The sequence below is a fragment of the Ruegeria sp. C12 genome (genome assembly GCF_056537745.1).
This window is the reverse complement of record NZ_JBQFSA010000005.1, coordinates 77,381-96,534: the sequence shown is the minus strand read 5'-3', so window position 1 is coordinate 96,534 and position 19,154 is coordinate 77,381. Positions and strand designations below refer to the sequence as shown.

Below are 19,154 nucleotides of genomic sequence, written 5' to 3'. Positions count from 1 at the left end.
CCGCCGCCATGCGTCCGGTTCTTCACGGCGATCTCAGTTCGGCGGCGCGGGCCTTGCTGGCCGCGCCGCGCCTTAGCCGCAAGCGCCTGTGCGTGCAGATGATTACCGAGGCGGAACTGGCCGACGCCCATGTTCAGAAAACCGGGCGTCTGCATCCGCTATATGGCAACGGCTCGCTTATGGCCGCGGCGCGTACACGGGTTCTGGCGGATGAGCCGGGGTTTGACGATGTGCAATATTGCCAGTGTTTTGAGATGGTTCTGCGACAGTTGATCCGTTTTCACATCAGCCGGACGCGCAACTGACGCATTTACTGGCCGCCAGATCCAGCTTCAGACGGCCATCGGGAATCCGCTCGCCACAATCCTCGCAATAGCCGTATTCACCGTCCTCAAGACGTTGCAAGGCGGCGTTCAGGCGGTGGGCTTCAATATCCCGGTTGGCCTGCTGCGCCTTGGCCATGGCCTGATTTTGCAGCGCATCCATGCGGCTGAGCCGTCCAACCGCTTGCTGATCCAATTCCACTACAGCCTGTGCCTGCTGCCCCGAGGCAGAAAGTGCCGCCAATTCGGCCAATCGCTCGCGAATTTGTGTCTCGAAATAACGGCGCTGGGACTCATTCATTTTCGTTGCGATGCAGTTCACGGGTTTGCGTTTGGTGTTTTTGCCACTAAATGGCATTCTAGGCGCAGCAAAGGATCAAAAGCTATGTTCAAAAAGCGCAGCCATGTGACACAAGTCGACCCGGTTTGGGATCGCATCACCTCGGAAGCCACCGAAGCGGTGGAGCAAGAGCCGCTGATGGGCGGGCTGGTGCATGCCTGTATCCTGCACCATCGCAGCCTTGACCGGGCTTTGTCCTATCGGGTTTCGGCCAAGCTGTGCTCGAACGAGATGTCGATGATGGTCCTGCGCGAGATCGTGGATGAGGCCTATGCCGACGATCCAAGCCTGGTCGAAGCGGCGCGGGCCGATTTGATGGCTGTCTATGAACGCGATCCGGCGTGCCACCGCCTGTTGCAGCCGATTCTGTATTTCAAGGGCTATCAGGCCATGCAGGCCTACCGGGTCGCGCATTGGCTGTGGACCAAGGGCCGGCACGATCTGGCCTATTTCTTCCAAATGCGCTCGTCCGAGATTTTCGGGATCGATATTCACCCGGCTGCCAAGATCGGCAAGGGGATCATGATCGACCACGCCCATTCCATCGTGATCGGCGAAACGGCGGTTGTGGGCGACAATGTCTCGATGCTGCATTCGGTGACGTTGGGCGGGACCGGCAAGGAAGAGGAACAGCGCCATCCCAAGATCGGGAACGGTGTTCTGATCGGTGCCGGGGCCAAGGTTCTGGGCAATATCGAGGTCGGCCATTGCAGCCGTATCGCGGCCGGGTCCGTGGTTCTGCAACCCGTGCCATCGTGCAAAACCGTGGCCGGTATTCCCGCCAAGATCGTGGGCGAGGCCGGATGCGATCAGCCCTCGATCTCGATGGATCACATGCTGGGCAAGGACCAGTAAGGATCAGTTCAAGCGGTTCTTCTTTCGGTTCAACCGCTTGAGCCGCCTTTCCTGACGCCGTTTTTTCCGCTCTTCAAAGCGCTGTTTCTGCTCGGCTTTTTGCTGGGCGATCACGGCGGGGTCGCTGGATTTGAACTTGGAGTTCTCACCCGGATAGCTGTTGGGCTTGGCGATGGCCGCAGCGGGCAGCGCGGTCGCTGTCAGAGCGATCAGTAACAGGGTTTTTGTGGTAGTTCCGAAAGCCATGGCGCACCTGTGCATCTGGGTTGTCTATGCATCCAAGGTGGTATGGGTTCGGGTGTTGGGCAATTGCCCGGGCGATCACGCCCGCTCACATCATGGCGGTGATCGTAAAAATTCCCGCCGGGTTTGGACCCGGCGGGAGAAATTCGTTCAGGCCAGCATGACCATTGGGTTTTCCAGATTGTCGACGATGGCCTGCAGCAGTTCCGCCCCAAGCGCGCCGTCGATAACGCGGTGATCGACCGACATGGTGACGGACATGACGGTGGCGACTGCCAGTTCTCCGTCATCACCAACAACAGGCTTCTTGACCCCCGAACCGACGGCCAGAATACCGGCATGCGGCGGGTTCACGATGGCGTCGAAATTGTCGATGCCGAACATGCCCAGGTTCGAGACCGCAAACGTGCCACCCTGATATTCGTGCGGGGCCAGCTTGCGCTCGCGCGCGCGACCAGCAAGATCTTTCATCTCGGTCGAAAGGGCCGAGAGTGATTTGGTGTCGGCATCCTGCAGGACCGGGGTGAACAAGCCGCCTTCGATGGCGACAGCGACAGCCACGTCCGAGGGTTTCAATTGCAGCACGCGGTCGCCTGCCCAGACCGCATTGCAGGCCGGAACCTGTTGCAGCGCGTTGGCGACGGCCTTGATGATGAAGTCATTGACGCTCAGCTTCACGCCACGGCCTTCCAACTGCTTGTTCAACTGGCTGCGGAATTTGAGCAGGGCGTCCAGCTTGATGTCGCGGCGCAGGTAGAAATGCGGGATGGTCTGCTTGGCCTCGGACAGGCGCGCGGCGATGGTTTTGCGCATCCCGTCGAGTTTGATTTCTTCGTACTCGCGCCCTTCGTACATCCGGGCGACAGCATCTGCCGATGGGCCAGCCGGGGCAGCAGCCGCCGGAGCCGCTGCGGCGGGTGCCGGGGCAGCGGCAGGGGCCGTTGCAGTTGCGCCTTCGACATCCGCCTTGACGATCCGGCCATGCGGGCCGGAGCCGGTGATCTGCGCCAGATCCAAGCCTTTCTGCGCAGCGATGCGACGCGCCAGCGGCGAGGCAAAGATACGTCCACCATCCGCCTTGACCGGACCCGCCGGGGCAGGGGCGGGTGCCTCGGATGCCGCTGGCGCGGCAGCCTCGTTACCCGCGGCGGCTGGGGCCGCCTCAGGAGCCTTGGCAGGTGTGGCCGCGATATCATCAGCGCTTTCGCCATCTTCCAGCAGGACTGCAATGGCGGTGTTGACCTTGACGCCTTCGGTGCCTTCGGCGATCAGGATCTTGCCGATGGTGCCTTCGTCAACGGCCTCAAACTCCATCGTGGCCTTGTCGGTTTCGATCTCGGCCAGCAAGTCGCCGGAAGAGACAGTGTCGCCCTCTTTAACCAGCCATTTGGCAAGCGTGCCTTCCTCCATCGTGGGCGAAAGGGCGGGCATCAGAATTTCGGTGGGCATGTCTTCATGTCCTCTTACTTCGAAAATGAGTAGATCAGCGTTGCGATATCGATCAGGAGAATGGCCGCGCAGAAGGTGACGAACACCCCCACGACCACAGAGCGCGCCTTGGAGACGCGCGGATGGTTCTGTTCAAGCCATTCGGTGAACTGGCCCAGGGCGGCTGCGTCGCTGTGTTCGATGGCGGCCAGATAATCCATGCCCAGCTGCAGGCGCTGCTGTTCGAGCACGATGTAAATGACCGAGGCATAGGACACGACACAGGCGACACACAGCATGGCCCGGATAGGCCAGGCGCTTGTCAGACTGCCTTCGACCGACAGCAGATCGAACTGAAGCTGGTCGAAGGCATCCAGATTGAACGCGATGCTGACAAAGGAGACCAACAGGAACGCCGCACAAACATAAAGAAGGTTGCGGTTATTGTCCTTGCGCGCCGAGACGAGGCTTTCGAAAAGCCAGTCCACGCCCGCAGGATTATGTACGTTCCCGGGGGTCATTGCCTATCGGTAGGTCACTTGTTTGACCGCCGCGATGACCTCATCCGTGGTCACCAACGCCAGCTTTTCAAGGTTCGCCGCATAAGGCATCGGAACATCCTTGCCGGTGCAGTTGATGACCGGTGCGTCGAGGTAATCGAACGCTTCCTGCATCACCACCGAGCTGATGTAACTGCCGACCGAGCCTTGCGGCCAGCCTTCTTCGACCGTGACCAGACGGTTGGTTTTCATCACCGAGTTGATGATCGCGCCGGTGTCCATCGGGCGGATGGTGCGCAGGTCGATCACTTCGGCGCTGATGCCGTCCTCGGCCAGCTTGTCGGCGGCTTCCAGTGCGTATTGCATACCGATGCCAAAGCTGACGATGGTCACGTCAGAGCCCTCGCGCCAGATGCGCGCCTTGCCCAGTGGGATGGTCAGGTCATCCACTTGCGGCATGTCGAAGGACCGGCCGTAGAGGATTTCGTTTTCAAGGAAGATCACCGGGTTGGGATCGCGGATGGCCGATTTCAGCAGACCCTTTGCATCGGCGGCCGAGTAAGGCATGACGACCTTCAGGCCGGGGATCTGCATGTACCATGCCGCGTAATCCTGAGAGTGCTGCGCGGCCACGCGGGCGGCGGCACCGTTGGGACCACGGAACACGATGGGGCAGCCCATCTGACCACCGGACATATACAGCGTCTTTGCGGCAGAGTTGATGATCTGGTCAATCGCCTGCATGGCGAAGTTGAAGGTCATGAACTCGACAATCGGTTTCAGACCACCAAAGGCCGAACCGACCGCGATACCGGCGAAGCCATGTTCGGTGATCGGGGTGTCGATAACGCGTTTGGAGCCGAATTCGTCCAGCAGGCCCTGAGAGATTTTGTACGCGCCCTGATACTCGGCGACTTCCTCGCCCATCAGGAAGACGTCCTGGTCGTTGCGCATTTCCTCTGCCATCGCGTCCCGTAGCGCTTCGCGCACGGTTTCGGACTTCATTTCGGCATCGGCGGGCCAGTCGGGGGACAGATCGACCACCGGGGCGGCCGGGGCAGGAGCGGGGGCCTCAACCGCCGCAGGGGCGGCCTCGGCCACCGCTGCGGCTGCAGGCGCAGCCACGGGCAGGGCGGAGGCGTCTTCGCCTTCCTCAACAAGGATCGCGATGGGGGTGTTTACCTTGACCCCTTCGGTGCCTTCGGCGATCAGGATTTTGCCGACGATACCTTCATCGACGGCCTCGAACTCCATCGTTGCCTTGTCGGTTTCGATCTCGGCCATGATGTCGCCCGAGGATACGGTGTCGCCTTCCTTGACCAGCCATTTGGCCAGCGTGCCCTCTTCCATCGTAGGCGAAAGGGCGGGCATGAGAATTTCGGTTGCCATGTCTTAGTCGTCCTCTCAGGCGTAAATGTCGGTCCAGAGCTCTTCTACGGAAGGCTCGGGGCTTTCTTTCGAGAATTCGGCGGCCTGATTAACGATCTCTTTGATTTCCTTGTCGATCGCTTTCAGGTCATCCTCGGAGGCGTGTTTGCCGGACAGCAGCAGCTCACGCACATGCTCGATCGGGTCGCTTTGTTCGCGCACCTTCTGAACCTCTTCCCGGGTCCGGTACTTGGCCGGGTCGGACATTGAGTGGCCGCGATAGCGGTAGGTCTTGACCTCAAGGATGTAAGGGCCCTTGCCCGAACGGCAGTGAGCCACAGCTTTTTCACCGGCTTCCTTGACGGCCAGCACGTCCATGCCGTTCACAATCTCGCCGGGAATGCCGAACGCCTCGCCCCGGTGGTAGATGTCCTTGGTCGAGGTCGACCGCGCCTGAGCGGTACCCATGGCGTATTGGTTGTTCTCGATCACGAAAACCACGGGCAGGTCCCACAGGGCGGCCATGTTGAAGGTCTCATAGACCTGTCCCTGGTTTGCCGCACCGTCCCCGAAGTAGGTGAAGGTGACACCGCCGTTTTCTTTGTACTTGTCTGCAAAGGCCAGACCGGCCCCAAGCGGAACCTGCGCGCCGACGATGCCGTGGCCGCCATAGAAATGCTTCTCTTTCGAGAACATGTGCATCGAGCCGCCTTTGCCCTTGGACAAGCCGCCCTCGCGCCCGGTCAGTTCGGCCATCACGCCGCCGGGATCCATGCCGCAGGCCAGCATATGGCCGTGATCGCGGTACGAGGTGATGCGTTTGTCACCGTCCTGTGCCGCAGCCTCGAGGCCGACAACCACCGCTTCCTGACCGATATAAAGGTGGCAGAACCCACCGATCAGACCCATGCCATAAAGCTGGCCAGCCTTTTCTTCGAATCGGCGGATCAGCAGCATTTCGCGGTAGTAGGTTTTAAGCTCTTCCGCAGAAACATTTGGTTTCTTTGTGGTTTTTCGCGCAGCCATCGTGGCGATCTCCCCCTTTCGGACAGATAGTTTAGCGTTAAACTATCTTTTAGAGCATTTGCGGCGGTCTGGCGAGTGCAAATGTGACGCAGCGTCGCCAGACGCGGATTCCGGCTGGCACGTGATGATAGGTTTTCGAAAAAATATGGGGCAGCGGGTGTGGGGCGGTTTACCGGATCACGATCTCATCGGCGCGGATCATGCCCAGAACCGAGCGGGCCTGCTGATCCAGAAGGTCCAGATCCAGATAGGTATCCGACAGCCTGCGGGTCAGGTTCTCCATTTCCGTGATCTCGGCATCCAAATTGGCCAGATCGCGCGACAGAGCGTCCCGTTCCGCTGCAATCTCGACCCGTCGAAACAGGCCATAGTCACCCTGCACGGCGGCAAAGGTGAAATAGACACCCAGCATGAAAGCCACCGAGAAGAAAGCAACTGAGCCCAAACCGGGGCGATTGGAACGGGACACTCTGTTTACCGCCGTATGAAAACTTGCCTCAATAACGGGTCCTTTTCGAACCTCTGCCAGCACTATGTCACAGGTGATTCGCGATGTGAATCCCCTGATTCGCAAAAATGTCAGGCTGAGTCAGAATGTCTCGCCGCGCAGGCCTGCGTCACTGTTCCAGCGCTGCGACGCCGGGCAGGGTTTTGCCTTCCATCCACTCAAGGAACGCGCCGCCTGCTGTCGAGATATACGAGAAGTCATGCGCAGCGCCCGAGGCATTCAGCGCCGCAACCGTGTCACCGCCACCCGCGACCGAGACCAATTGGCCCGACCGTGTCAGCGCCGCGGCTTTCAGCGCGGCGGTATTGGTGGCCGCGTCAAACGGTTCCAGTTCGAACGCACCCAGCGGGCCGTTCCAGATCAGCGTCTGGCTTTTTGCGAAAATCTCCGAGATCGCGGCGACGCTTTCGGGGCCTGCGTCAAGGATCATGCCCTCGTCAGGGCATTGATCGGCGGGCAGCACCTGATGCGGGGCATTTGCCGCAAAGTTCTCGGCCACAACGATATCGTTGGGCAGGACAATAGTGCAGCCCGAGGTTTCGGCCTTGGCCAAGATCTCGGCAGCGGTGTCCTTCATCTCACGCTCGGCCAGCGATTTGCCGACGCTGATCCCCTTGGCGACGAGGAAGGTGTTGGCCATGCCACCGCCGATCACCAGGTAATCCACCTTGTCGATCAGATTGCCCAGCAGTTCCAACTTGGTCGACACTTTCGCGCCGCCCACAACTGCGGTCACGGGGCGCTTTGGGGCACCCAGAGCACCCTCCAAAGCCTGCAATTCAGCTTGCATCAAACGGCCTGCGCAGGCGGGCAGAAGGCGTGCCATCGCCTCGGTCGAGCTGTGGGCGCGGTGCGCGGCTGAAAACGCGTCGTTGCAATAGACATCGCCCAGCTTGGCCATACCTGCGGCCAGATCGGTGCCATTCTTCGTCTCGGCTGCATGAAAGCGGGTGTTTTCCAGCAGCAGCACCTGACCCGGTTGCAGGGCGTCTGCGGCAAGTTCAGCCTCGGCGCCGACGCAATCGGCGGCAAACAGGACAGTGGCGTCAAAGGCGCTTTCCAATGTCGGCACCAGTTGCTTCAGCGACAGGTTCTCGCGCCGTTCCCCGCCCGGACGCCCGAAATGTGCCAGCAGGATCGGTTTGCCACCCGCCGCCAGAATGTCGCGCACGGTGGGCACGATCCGTTCGATGCGCGTGGCGTCGGTGACTACGCCGTCCACGACGGGCACGTTGATGTCCACGCGCACCAAGACGCGTTTGCCGTTCAGGTCCATGTCGTCCAGCGTTTTCCAGCCCATCGTGCAATCCTTCGTGAGTTTGATACCGATTTAGGCGGTTCTTTTCCTTCATTTTGCCCTCAGGTCAATGCGTCACTTGGCATTCACGCGCCCGGCGCATAGGTATTTGCGCAAGACAAAACGACAGGAGGGCCAGATGGCCGAAATCAAGGATCCCGAAAACACCATCATCATCGAGCTGAAAGACGGCAATGTCGTGATCGAGCTGCTGCCCGATGTGGCCCCGCAGCACAGCGCGCGGATGAAGGAACTGGCCCGTGGGGGCGAGTATGACAACGTGGCCTTCCACCGTGTGATCGACGGCTTCATGGCGCAAACCGGCGACGTGCAGCATGGCGACATGGAAGACGGGTTCAACCTGCGCATGGCGGGCACGGGTGGCTCATCGCTGCCGAACGTTCCGGCGGAGTTTTCGAAGTTGCCGCACGATCGCGGGACGCTGGGCGCGGCACGGTCGCAGAACCCGGACTCGGCCAACTCGCAGTTCTTCATCAACTTCAAGGACAACCACTTCCTGAACGGTCAATACACCGTTTATGGCCGCGTCATCGAAGGTATGGAGCATGTGGACGCCATCACTCGTGGCGAGCCGCCTGCAAGCCCCGATCGCATGATCAGCGTGAAAGTGGCTGCAGATGCGTAAGCTGGCCGCCGCTTTTGCCCTGCTGGCCAGCCCGGCGCTGGCCACGGGGCTTCAGATCGAGGTCGAAGGAGAAGGGGCCAACGGCACCATCACCGTCGACCTGTTCGAAGATCTGGCGCCCCAGCATGTCGAACAGATCACCGCGCTGGCCAGCGAAGGCCAATATGACGGTGTCGTGTTCCACCGCGTGATCGACGGATTCATGGCCCAGACCGGGGATGTTCAGTATGGCGACCAGTCGGACGCGTCCTTTGATATGCGTTACGCCGGTCGTGGCGGCTCGGACCGTCCTGATCTGCCTGCCGAGTTTTCGGACCGCACCTTTGATCGCGGTATCGTTGGCATGGCGCGGTCAAACGACCCGGATAGCGCGAACTCGCAGTTTTTCATCATGTTCGATCCGGGCCCGTTCCTGGATGGTCAGTACACCGTCGTCGGTCAGGTCACCGAAGGGATGGAGGTGGTCGATGCGATCAAACGCGGTCACTCTCAGACCGGGGCGGTCACAGGCCAGCCTGACGTGATGAAAACCGTCACGGTCACCGAATAAACCTGTGTCCCGGCGCGGCTGACCGCGCCGGGATACCCATTTCGGATCAGTTCACCTTTTCCGAACGGCGCGGCGGGGTTGGCAGAACAGCTTGCCGGATCCGCGCCAGCATTCCGTATTCATTCACATGCCGCTGATAGGCCCGGTACGACGGTGCCTGAGACAAGCACCGTTCCTCATGCCAGGCGCGCAGGAAATAGATGACGTTGATGCCCAACAGCGCCACGCAATTGGCCACACCGGTCCAGAAATCCACGGCGATGAACGGGATCGATACCATCCACCAGCTGAGGTTCTTGCTGATATAGGCGGGGTGTTTGGTGATGTTATAGGGGAAATCGCAGGCCAGACCGCGATAGGTGAGGTTCGAAAACCGCAGCCCCATTCGTGCTGAGGCCAGAGTGTAGATGAACAGGCAGAACAGGATCGTGCAGCCCCAGATCGTATAGATGACCGGGTAATCCCACAGCCACGCGCCCCAGGCGAACCCGTCCTGCACATAATTGAAGTACTCGCGCGACAGCACCTGCCAGAAGGGCGAATAACACAGCACGCAGACCAGCCAGCCGCTGACGGTCGTTTCCGTCCACCGGATATGGGACATCAACAGTCGCGTGGCCGTTGCGTATCCGATCACCACGATGGTCAGGTCAAGGAAGAAGGAAAACCGGTAGAGGTATTCGTAAACCTCGGGAAAGGTTGTGGCCTCCCATAGCGATCGCGACTGAAAGAAGCTCCAGTCATAGACCAGATAGCAGAACATCAGTGGCAGAAAGAAGCCTTTGACCAACAGGCCCAGCAGATAGACCTTGAGGCCGCGCGCGTGCAGCGACTCTTGCCCAAGCGTCAGGACAACCCGGCCCAGATGCCACATCCCGTCGCGGGGATGGCGCATCATGAAATGGACGGATGTGACGACGCTTAGAACGACGGTCAGGATCAGCCACCAATAGTCGGCAAGCAGGGAAAAGAAGGGCCAGTACCAGTCGCCGTGGTACAGGTCGGCGGACCAATAGACCAAGGCCAGTAGCGCGGCGCTGGTTGCCAACCCCACCAGCTTGATCTGGTAGGCCCGAATATAGGCGGGGTCACGGAAGTTCTGTGGTTTGTAGACCAGCCCGCTGCCGGGCATCCGGTGCAGCTTGCAAATGGCGAATTCAGCCGCAGCCATCAGCGCAAAGATCGTCAGGGCAAACAAAACCGTTTGATCCCGGTCAGACACACTTGGCATTTCAGGCCAGAGGTAATGCAGGATCGGAATGCCTAGCATCGCAATCCATCCGGGCGTCACCGGAATAGCCGAGGCAGGGCGTTTGAAACCGGTTCCGGAGGTCATGAAAAATCTCTCATACACATAAGCCGGAGTTTTCGCCGCTTTTGGGCGAAATTCAACCAGCCAGTTCCGGGTACAAGAATTCTGCGCAGACCTGTGTCTTGCCGCAGGTCAACCGGCGCGACCCTTTTGGCCGCGCCGTGAAGGATTCAGTCGTCGGACGCCATTGCCTTCCAGATCAGGGCGCCAATGGCTCCACCGATCAGTGGCGCGACCCAGAACAACCAAAGCTGTGCAAGGGCAGGGCCATCGGCAAACAGGGCAACCCCGGTCGACCGCGCCGGGTTGACCGACGTGTTGGTCACCGGGATCGAGATCAGGTGGATCAGGGTCAAGCCCAGACCAATGGCGATGGGCGCAAAGCCAGCAGGCGCTTTGTCGGACGTCGCGCCAAGGATGATCAGCAGGAAGAACGCGGTCATCACGATCTCGATCACCAGCGCGGACATCATCGAATAACCTTCCGGCGACGCCTCGCCATATCCGTTCGAGGCGAATCCTCCGACACCTTCAAACCCGGGCGCGCCGCTGACAATCACATAAAGAACAACGGCTGCAACAATGGCCCCGGCGACCTGAGCGATCCAATAGGGGATCAGATCCTTGGCGTCGAACCGCCCGCCGATCATCAGGCCAAGGCTGACAGCCGGGTTGAAATGCCCGCCCGAGATCGGACCGACCGCATAGGCCATGGTCAGAACCGTCAGGCCAAAGGCAAAGGACACGCCCAGCCAGCCGATCCCGACATCGGCAACACCCGCCGCCAGAACCGCACTGCCGCAACCGCCCAGCACCAGCCAGAATGTGCCGATAAATTCGGCCATCAATTTGGATGACATGGAAACTCCTCCGTTAAACCAATGGTTTTTAGTCTAATTCAGGAAATGCCATTTGTTAATTTTTTTGAGAAAGGGGAGTTTTTCCCGGCTTTCGTCAAACGCGGCAGGTTTGGCTAATTCCAGCTGACCGGGTCCAGATGAAACAGTTGAGACAGTTGGTCGTAGACGTCTGGATTGCTGGATTTCAGCGCCCGCGGTCGTTCGAAGAAAACCTCGACCGAGACGGCAAAGAACTCTTCATGACCTTCGGCACCGTATGGGTCGATGACAGTGGGGTGTCCGGTTTCGACGGCGCAGACATGGGCGTCATAGGCGGATACAAAGACCCGTTCCCAGTCGGCATAGCTTTGTCCTCGGCTCAGAACCGGCACGCCATCCGTGCCGCCTGACAGGTCGTCAATCTGATGCGCGAATTCGTGAAAGACGACGTTATGCCCGTCATGGTCGTTCAACGCGCCTTGCTGGCTGTGCGCCCAGGACAGGATAACCGGCCCCCGGTTCCAGCTTTCCCCGGTGCGCACGATCTCTTTCTCGGTCACCACATAGCCGCTGCGCCGTTGTTGGCGGGATTTGAAGGCGTTCGGGTAGATCAGAATGGTGGTCAGGTTGTCGAACCACATATCGGTGTTCACGACCAGCAGGCAGGCCTGAGCGGAAATCGACAACCGCATATCTTCGGTCACTTCCAGCCCGTCACAGCCATAGAAGCTGACCTGGTTCTGAAACAGGTTCATCTTGCCTTCAAGCTTGGCGCGCAGCTCGGACGGCAGGCGTTCGACAATTGGCACCATCGTCTCAATCGTCTGGCGCTGAGACGCAGTCAGCGGCGTTGCCAGCAACTGCGCGCGCGCCTGTCTGCGCGACCACAGGTAGTAGGCAACGACAGCAGCGATCAGGGCAACAACGCTTAGAAACATGAACATGGCCCGAGCCTAAGCCAGTTCCCGCCTGACGGGAAACGCAAAACGGCCCGTCGCAGGCCCAAAAGAAAAACGCCGCAGGAAGGTCCCGCGGCGTTTTCGAATTCTATTCGGCGAATGGCTTACTGCTTGACTTCCGCCGCAGGGTTGCCGCCGGATTTCGCGCTGCGACCCGGGTTCAGCGGATCGTCCTGACGCTGGACCGAGCCTTCGAAATGCGCGCCGCTTTCGATGGCGATGGTCTTGTGGATGATGTCGCCTTCAACCCGCGCGGTCGAGGTCAGGCGGACCTTCAGGCCACGCACGCGGCCCACGATACGGCCATTGACCACAACGTCGTCGGCGGTGACTTCACCCTTGATGGTGGCGGTTTCACCGATGGTCAGAAGATGCGCGCGGATGTCGCCTTCGACGGTGCCTTCAACCTGAATGTCGCCGGTTGTCTTGATGTTACCGGTGATGTGCAGGTCCGAGGACAGAACCGACGCGGGCGGCTTGGGCTTGGGCGTGGTGCTGGCCTTGGGCTCGGATGGTGCAGGGGCCGCCGGAGTCGCCGGAGCAGCAGGTTTCGCCGCCTCAGAATCCTTGGATGCGGGCTCGTTGATTTTGCTCTTAGAAAACATTTCTCGCAGCCTTGATGTAAGTCATTGGGTTCACGGGTTTTCCGTTCACGCGCACCTCATAGTGCAAATGCGTGCCGGTGGACCGTCCGGTGCTACCCATATCAGCAATATGATCCCCGCGCGAGACCCTTTGGCCAACCTTTACGTTGATCTTGGTGTTATGAGCGTAAAGTGTCTCAATCCCGAAGGCATGCTTGATCTTCACAAGGCGGCCAAACCCGGATTGCCAGCCTGCGTGGGTGACCACTCCATCAGCGGTTGCAAAGATGTCGGTGCCCTGAGGCCCGGCAAAATCAACGCCATTATGCATCCGCCGACCGCCGCTTTTGGGATCGCGGCGGGTGCCGAAGCCGCTAGTGAAACGCACGGCGGAATGCACCGGATTGGCAAAGGGCGCTTTTTCCGCAGCCAGACGGTACAGGTTCAGTTGATCCATCTGTTGCAGCAGTTTGTTGGCCCGGATTTCGTCAGCCGTCAGCTCTTCTTCAGTGCCGCGGCTGCTGAAGGATAAAGGGGTCAGCGGACCGCCCATACCGCTATATCCGCGCCGGACCTCTTCGATGATACGATCTGTGGGCATGCCTGCCTGACGGAACATTTTGTCCAGCGGCTCGACCGAGATTACCATGGCCTCTTCCAACTGGCGGAAGATCTCGTCGCTACGTTCCTGCATCAGCTGGATTTCCAGCTCCAGCTCGTCGCGCTGATCCAGGGCATCCTGCGCATCGGTGGCGATCTGATCGCGTTCCTCCGCTGTGCGCGCCAGTGCCTCGGTCATGAATTCCATCTGCGCGGGGTTGGCGACCGCCGCCATATACATGTCTGAACCGTCAGCACCCTGTTGCAGGTTGGCCAGCTCGGTCCGAACCTCTTCGCGCTGTTTCATGGTCGCGCGCAGGGTGGTCTGGATGACTTCGATCCCGGTTTCCAACTCGCGCCTGCGGTTTTCCGAGGCCAGCAATTCGGACTGCATGGCCGAGATCTGTTCGAGCGCCGCATTGAACCGTTCATGTGCGGCCAGTGCTTCCTGCGCGCGAGAATCGCGTTCTGTGGACAGAATGTTCAGACGTTCCTGATAAGTCGCCTGATCGCGTTTTGCCTGCTCGCGGAAATTGCCGGATCCGATGCTGTCCATCAGCAGGATCGCGGTGGCAACCGTCGTCCAGCCCACCATCACGGCCACACCGGCAACAGCAGCTACCTGCGTTTCCGAGCTAAGCCGGATGAACCGCGTGTCTTGATCAGATTTCAGAAAAACCCGGCGTTCCGGGAAGCGGCGTTCAAGCCACGAGTGAAACTTAATTGCCAGACGTGTTCGCACGCGTCTTACCTCTCATCCCCAAGATCGGGACCGGTCGTGGTGCAGTAGCCGTCCCTTGGGGCGATTGCATAAACGGGTCGTGGCCATGCGGCAAGTTTGTTGACCAATTTGCCACAAACCTCGCAATTTTTCCCCACGTGATCGGCGGGATTTTGCCGAAATTAACCGGCAAGGATCACTTTGAGACAGCGCCCGGCAAGGGCAGGTCTTCGGTCAGCGGCCAGTAGAAATCGGGCGGCAACCCGGCCTCGGCGCGTTTTTCCTCGTTAAAGGGCGGTTTCAGCACGCCGTGGAAGTAACGCCTCACAAGCGTATGGAACACGTCCTTGGGGTCGGCATTCTCGCGCCCGCAGAGGAAATGAAACCATTTCGAGCCGTAGGCGACATGGCCCACCTCTTCGGCATAGATCAGCTCTAACGCCGCGATGGCCTGTTCGGCTTTGGCCTTGCGGAAGATGTCGATCATGCCCGGCGTCACGTCCAGCCCGCGCGCTTCAAGCACCATGGGGACTACCGCCAGACGCCCCATCAGGTCCTCGGCGGTGTCTTCGGCAGCGCGCCACATGCCTGCATGGGCGGGCAGGGCACCGTAATGGCTGCCCATCTGTTCCAGACAATCGCAAACCATCTCGAAATGGCGCGACTCTTCTTCGGCGCATTTGACCCAATCGTCGTAAAAGCCGATGGGCATGGGAACATGGCCAAAGCGCGCGATGATGTCCCAATGGAGGTCGACGGCGTTCAGCTCGATATGGGCAACCGCATGCAACAGGGCGATCCGCCCGGCCTCGGTCCCCGGTTTGCGCTTTGGAACCTCGCGGGGCGACAGCAATTCGGGTTTGTCGGGGCGTGAGGGTTGCAGCGGTGGCGTTGCGGTGCCGATCTCAATCGGCTCGCCCTCACCCTTGCGGGCGGCAAACCAGGCGGCGGCATGGCGTTTGGACAGGGCGGTTTTCGCCCGCCCGTCCGCTGTGGACAGAACCTCGGTGGCCATCTGGGTCAGTGTTTTGGGCACGGGTGCGCTCCGCCTGTTGATTGCAAGGCTGCGACATAAACCGGATGGCCGCCGGGGTCGAGGGACTTACATCGCCTTCACGGCCTCCAACACGGCCTCGACATGGCCGGGCACTTTGACCTTGCGCCAGATCTGCGCGATGCGACCTTCGCCGTCGATGATGAAGGTAGACCGTTCGATCCCCATCGATTTGCGCCCATACATGTTCTTCTCGACCCAGACGCCATAATCCTCGCACACGGTCGAGTTCTCGTCGGACAGTAGCGGTGTGGTCAGGCCGTGTTTGGCGACGAACTTGCCATGCTTGGCCACGCTGTCGCGCGAGATGCCGAAAACTTGAGCGCCTGCATCCGCAAAGGCCTGTAGTTGTTCCGAGAAACCGATGGATTCCTTGGTGCAGCCCGGCGTATCATCCCGAGGATAGAAGAACAGAACGACGGTACTGCCGCGCAGGTCCGAAAGGCTCACCTCGCCACCGCCGTCGCGCGGCAGGGTGAAATCGGGGGCCATGTCTGAAATGTCGGGCATTGGAAACTCCGCTAAAGGTTTTTAAAGGCTGCCCGAGATCATAGGGCGATACCAGCGGGTTAAAAGGCGTGAACAGCAAATTGGCGCAGCAGGAACAGCAAGGGGGCGATCCGCCGGAACGCACCCCACGCCGCCGCTCGCGCCGACGGACGGCAGGCCTTTGGGCGATGCGGGGCACCATTCTGCTTGTGGTGCTGGCAGTGGTGGTCGGGTTCATGATGATCGGCCAACGTATGCACGCCCCGGCATGGGTGCGCGACCGGGTCGAGGCGCGGCTGGAACAGACCTTGGGCGGTCTGCAAATCCGGTTCGGGGATGTCAGCTTTATCATCCACGAAGGATGGCGACCCCGCCTGCGCTTGACCGATGTCAGCATCAGCGACGCGGCGGGCCAGCAAATCGCGCAGGTTTCGGACATGCGGGCCAGCCTGGCCATGCGCCCGTTGCTGCGCGGCAACGTACGCCCCAAACGCATCATGCTGAGCGGCGCCCAGATCGCACTGACCCGAGGGATGGATGGGGCGCTAACCCTGACGGTGGGCACCGACAGCTCTCCTGTTCAGGAAGCACCAAACCTGGCGCAGTTGATCGAATCCTCGGACGAGGTGTTCCTGTCGCCCATGTTGTCGGCGCTGACCTCGGTGCAACTGGACGCGATCACACTGGATTACCGCGATTTGCGGCTGGGCCGGTCCTGGGTGCTGGATGGTGGCCACATCCAACTGACCCGTAACGACAATGAGATGCGGCTGGCGACGGGCTTCTCGGTTCTGTCGGGGCGCGATTATGTCAGCGGGATCGAGGCGAACTATACCAGCGTTCTGGGCACACCCGAGGCGCGGTTCGGTGTTTCAATCACCGATCTGCCGGCCGAAGATGTCTATGGCCAAAGCCCGGCGTTGGCGTGGTTGCAGGTGCTTCGCACGCCAATCTCCGGCGCGCTGCGCGGCAGTATTGACGGCGAAGGCGCGGTTGGGCCGCTGTTTGCCACGCTCAACCTTGGGGCCGGGGCAGTACAACCCAACCCCGAGACACGGCCCGTTCCCTTCGACTCGGCCCGCACCTATTTCACCTACAACCCCGTCGGGCATCAGATTGATTTTAACGAAGTTTCAGTAGTGTCCGCCTGGGGCTCGGTCCAGGCGGAAGGGAAGGCGTTTCTGCAAGGGGTGGAAAACGGCACCCTCGACAGCCTCGACGCGCAGTTGCGCCTGACCGGCATCGACGCCAACCCGGCAGACCTGTTCCCCGAGGCGCTGAAGCTGCGGCAGGCCGATCTGGATTTCAAGATGACCTTCGCGCCGTTTCATCTGCGTCTTGGTCAGATGACCATCGAAGATGGGGATCACCGGGTGCGCGCATCCGGTGATCTTGTGGGCCTGCCTGACGGGTGGTCGGTCGATCTGGACGCGCATCTGGATCGCATGACCTCGGATGAGGTGCTAAGCTACTGGCCCGAACGTCTGGCCCCCAAGCCGCGGGAGTGGGTGACAAAGAACCTGTATCAGGGCCTGCTGTCGGACATGGATTTTGCGCTGCGTCTGCGGCCCGGGTCCAAGCCGGACCTCTATCTGGATTTCGGGTTCGAGGATGCAACGATCCGCTTTGTCAAAACCCTGCCGCCCATCGAAAACGCGCAAGGGCAAGCCAGCCTGATAGATCGCCGCTTCACCGCGACGGCGCAGCGCGGGATTGTGATCGCGGATGCGGGCGGTGAGGTGGATGCCTCTGGGACGTCCTTTATCATTCCGGATACAAGCATCAAGAAATCCTCGCCGGCGATTGCACGGATCAAGGCGTTGGGCAGTGTCACGGCAGCATTGTCCTTGCTGGACCGGCCGCCGTTGTCATTGCTCAGCAAGGCCGGGCTGCCGGTTGATCTGGCGGATGGGACCGTCGCGCTGGCGGGTACTTTGTCACTGCCGATGAAGAAAGAGCTTCAGTTTCAGGACACGCAGTTCCACTTTGACGGCGATCTGGGGAATCTCAGCAGCGACAGGCTTGTCCCCGGATTTTCCGTCAGCGCCGATCTGCTGGATCTAAGCGGAGATCAGACCGGAGTTGAGATCGCTGGTCAGGGCAATTTCGGCGACGTTCCGATTCAGGCCGCGTGGCGCCAGCCGATCGACGGAAAAACCGCGCAGCGCAGCGAGCTGACGGGCCAGATCGAACTGTCCCCCCGACTGATGCAAGAGATCAACGCGGCCCTGCCGGACGGTATGCTGACCGGGCAGGGCACGGCGGACATCAGTCTGGGTATCGGTGCAGGCGAGCCGCCCAAGCTGTTGGCGACATCGGATCTGTCCGGGGTCGTGCTTGCCATCCCCGAACTGGGTTGGCGCAAAGGCGCGAACAGCACCGGTACTTTGATTGCCGACGTCACGTTGGGCGACCAGCTGAGCGTCGACTCCCTGCGTGTAGATGCGGCGGGATTGCGTACCAATGCCTCAATCTCGTTCCGCGAAGACGGTGAATTTGACCGCGTCCGCTTTAGCTCGTTCGATCTGGGCAATTGGCTGGCCGTTCCGGCGGAACTGATCAGCCGGGGCGGGGCGGTGCCGGATATTCGCGTTCTGGGCGGTGTCATGAATATGGGCGATGCAACCTTTGGCGAGGGCGGAGGTTCGGGCGGTGGCGGTCCGGGGCCAAAGCTGGATGTAACGCTGGATCGGCTGCAAGTGACCGAGACCGTGGCGCTGACCGGTTTCAAGGGGAACTTCCAGACCACAGGCGGTGTCACCGGCGGTTTCACGGCTGCCGTCAATGGCGGGGCCGCTGTGCGAGGGCAGGTGACACCGCGCAGCAACCGCAGTGCGGTCAGCCTGACGTCAAAGGACGCGGGGGCGGTGCTGCGATCAGCCCGGGTGCTGACGCAGGCGCGCGGCGGCGATCTTGACTTGCAGCTTGAGCCGGTGGCGGCCCCCGGCAGTTATGATGTGATCGTCAAGATCGTGAACACTCGCATTACCGACGCGCCCGCCATGGCGGCCCTGTTGAACGCCATCAGCCTTGTTGGCCTGCTGGATGAGATGGCGGGGCAGGGCATCTTCTTTTCGTCCATCGACAGCCGCATGCGGCTGACACCAACGGACATCAAGGTGCTAAGCGGCAGTGCCGTTGGCCCGTCCATGGGCCTGTCGTTTGATGGCACCATCGATACCGTCAACGGTATGCTGGACCTGCGCGGCGCGATCTCTCCGATCTATCTTGTGAATGCAATTGGCAGTGTTCTGACGCGCAAAGGCGAAGGCGTGATCGGCTTTAACTACAGGCTGACCGGACCGCTGAGCGCGCCGAAAGTATCGGTGAACCCGCTGTCAGGGCTGGCACCCTTGTTCTTACGTGACCTGCTGCGCCCACCGGCACCCAGGGTGTCCGACGGGCCAAATTCCCAGCCTCAGAAACCCGATGAGGTGAAACGCACCTATGGATCACCGCCAAGGGACAACTGATCCGGGGATATGGCCGAATCTGTTTTGGCCTTGTATGGC

General features: G+C 60.4%; 20 protein-coding genes. 5 read left to right on the top strand and 15 right to left on the bottom strand.

What is annotated here, in order from left to right; all coding sequences use genetic code 11:
• Nucleotides 1–8: 8 nt before the first annotated feature.
• The gene (locus tag ACR0C9_RS11485) at nt 9–305 is read left to right on the top strand and encodes a DUF7742 family protein (protein WP_170449923.1); all 297 of its coding nucleotides are present in this window, start codon (nt 9–11) and stop codon (nt 303–305) included.
• Here the strand turns inward: ACR0C9_RS11485 and ACR0C9_RS11480 are convergent.
• The gene (locus ACR0C9_RS11480; protein WP_480781141.1) at nt 286–624 is read right to left on the bottom strand and encodes a TraR/DksA family transcriptional regulator; all 339 of its coding nucleotides are present in this window, start codon (nt 622–624) and stop codon (nt 286–288) included. The two genes, ACR0C9_RS11485 and ACR0C9_RS11480, sit on opposite strands and share 20 nt — an antisense overlap.
• An 84-nt stretch (nt 625–708) precedes the next feature.
• Between ACR0C9_RS11480 and cysE the strand changes: the two genes are divergently transcribed.
• Nucleotides 709–1,518, top strand: a complete 810-nt coding sequence (gene cysE / locus ACR0C9_RS11475; protein ID WP_170519339.1) for a serine O-acetyltransferase — start codon at nt 709–711, stop codon at nt 1,516–1,518.
• A 3-nt stretch (nt 1,519–1,521) separates the two neighbouring features.
• Here cysE and ACR0C9_RS11470 read toward each other — a convergent pair whose 3' ends face one another.
• From ACR0C9_RS11470 to ACR0C9_RS11440, 7 genes are all read right to left on the bottom strand, one after another.
• The gene (locus ACR0C9_RS11470) at nt 1,522–1,764 is read right to left on the bottom strand and encodes a hypothetical protein (RefSeq protein WP_170628760.1); all 243 of its coding nucleotides are present in this window, start codon (nt 1,762–1,764) and stop codon (nt 1,522–1,524) included.
• A 147-nt stretch (nt 1,765–1,911) separates the two neighbouring features.
• Nucleotides 1,912–3,210: a pyruvate dehydrogenase complex dihydrolipoamide acetyltransferase gene (locus tag ACR0C9_RS11465; RefSeq protein WP_480781057.1), complete on the bottom strand. Its 1,299-nt coding sequence runs from the start codon at nt 3,208–3,210 to the stop codon at nt 1,912–1,914.
• A 14-nt stretch (nt 3,211–3,224) separates the two neighbouring features.
• Complete coding sequence (locus tag ACR0C9_RS11460) at nt 3,225–3,710, bottom strand: hypothetical protein (RefSeq protein ID WP_170449933.1); 486 nt, start codon at nt 3,708–3,710, stop codon at nt 3,225–3,227.
• Nucleotides 3,711–3,713: 3 nt separating this feature from the next.
• Nucleotides 3,714–5,078 carry a pyruvate dehydrogenase complex E1 component subunit beta gene (locus ACR0C9_RS11455; protein ID WP_480781056.1) on the bottom strand — a complete coding sequence of 455 codons (1,365 nt, stop codon included), beginning with the start codon at nt 5,076–5,078 and terminating at the stop codon, nt 3,714–3,716.
• A 15-nt stretch (nt 5,079–5,093) separates the two neighbouring features.
• The gene (pdhA, locus tag ACR0C9_RS11450; RefSeq protein WP_170449937.1) at nt 5,094–6,083 is read right to left on the bottom strand and encodes a pyruvate dehydrogenase (acetyl-transferring) E1 component subunit alpha; all 990 of its coding nucleotides are present in this window, start codon (nt 6,081–6,083) and stop codon (nt 5,094–5,096) included.
• Between the two features lie 169 nt (nt 6,084–6,252).
• The gene (locus ACR0C9_RS11445; RefSeq protein ID WP_170449939.1) at nt 6,253–6,552 is read right to left on the bottom strand and encodes a septum formation initiator family protein; all 300 of its coding nucleotides are present in this window, start codon (nt 6,550–6,552) and stop codon (nt 6,253–6,255) included.
• A gap of 148 nt (nt 6,553–6,700) precedes the next feature.
• Nucleotides 6,701–7,891, bottom strand: coding sequence for a phosphoglycerate kinase (locus tag ACR0C9_RS11440; RefSeq protein WP_480781055.1), 1,191 nt, complete (start codon nt 7,889–7,891; stop codon nt 6,701–6,703).
• 136 nt (nt 7,892–8,027) lie between these two features.
• On the opposite strand from ACR0C9_RS11440, the gene ACR0C9_RS11435 reads away from it, so the two are divergent.
• Nucleotides 8,028–8,534, top strand: a complete 507-nt coding sequence (locus tag ACR0C9_RS11435; protein ID WP_170449943.1) for a peptidylprolyl isomerase — start codon at nt 8,028–8,030, stop codon at nt 8,532–8,534.
• A complete protein-coding gene (locus ACR0C9_RS11430; RefSeq protein WP_480781054.1) occupies nt 8,527–9,084 on the top strand; it encodes a peptidylprolyl isomerase in 558 nt (185 codons plus the stop codon). The genes ACR0C9_RS11435 and ACR0C9_RS11430 overlap by 8 nt, the downstream gene beginning before the upstream one ends.
• Before the next feature lie 46 nt (nt 9,085–9,130).
• On the opposite strand, the gene ACR0C9_RS11425 is transcribed toward ACR0C9_RS11430, so the two are convergent.
• From ACR0C9_RS11425 to ACR0C9_RS11395, 7 genes are all read right to left on the bottom strand, one after another.
• Nucleotides 9,131–10,420, bottom strand: a complete 1,290-nt coding sequence (locus ACR0C9_RS11425; protein ID WP_480580733.1) for a hypothetical protein — start codon at nt 10,418–10,420, stop codon at nt 9,131–9,133.
• Between the two features lie 146 nt (nt 10,421–10,566).
• Nucleotides 10,567–11,256, bottom strand: a complete 690-nt coding sequence (gene aqpZ / locus ACR0C9_RS11420; RefSeq protein WP_170449949.1) for an aquaporin Z — start codon at nt 11,254–11,256, stop codon at nt 10,567–10,569.
• Between the two features lie 113 nt (nt 11,257–11,369).
• Nucleotides 11,370–12,179: a M90 family metallopeptidase gene (locus ACR0C9_RS11415; protein ID WP_480781053.1), complete on the bottom strand. Its 810-nt coding sequence runs from the start codon at nt 12,177–12,179 to the stop codon at nt 11,370–11,372.
• A 119-nt stretch (nt 12,180–12,298) separates the two neighbouring features.
• Nucleotides 12,299–12,799, bottom strand: coding sequence for a polymer-forming cytoskeletal protein (locus ACR0C9_RS11410; RefSeq protein ID WP_170449953.1), 501 nt, complete (start codon nt 12,797–12,799; stop codon nt 12,299–12,301).
• Entirely contained in the window at nt 12,789–14,120 is a 1,332-nt protein-coding gene (locus tag ACR0C9_RS11405) for a DUF5930 domain-containing protein (protein ID WP_170449955.1), read from the bottom strand. The genes ACR0C9_RS11410 and ACR0C9_RS11405 overlap by 11 nt, the downstream gene beginning before the upstream one ends.
• 175 nt (nt 14,121–14,295) lie before the next feature.
• A complete protein-coding gene (locus tag ACR0C9_RS11400) occupies nt 14,296–15,114 on the bottom strand; it encodes a ferritin-like domain-containing protein (protein ID WP_170519807.1) in 819 nt (272 codons plus the stop codon).
• An 87-nt stretch (nt 15,115–15,201) separates the two neighbouring features.
• Nucleotides 15,202–15,663, bottom strand: coding sequence for a peroxiredoxin (locus tag ACR0C9_RS11395; protein WP_170449958.1), 462 nt, complete (start codon nt 15,661–15,663; stop codon nt 15,202–15,204).
• Nucleotides 15,664–15,731: 68 nt separating this feature from the next.
• Between ACR0C9_RS11395 and ACR0C9_RS11390 the strand changes: the two genes are divergently transcribed.
• Nucleotides 15,732–19,115, top strand: a complete 3,384-nt coding sequence (locus ACR0C9_RS11390) for a YhdP family protein (protein WP_480781052.1) — start codon at nt 15,732–15,734, stop codon at nt 19,113–19,115.
• Nucleotides 19,116–19,154 lie beyond the last annotated feature (39 nt).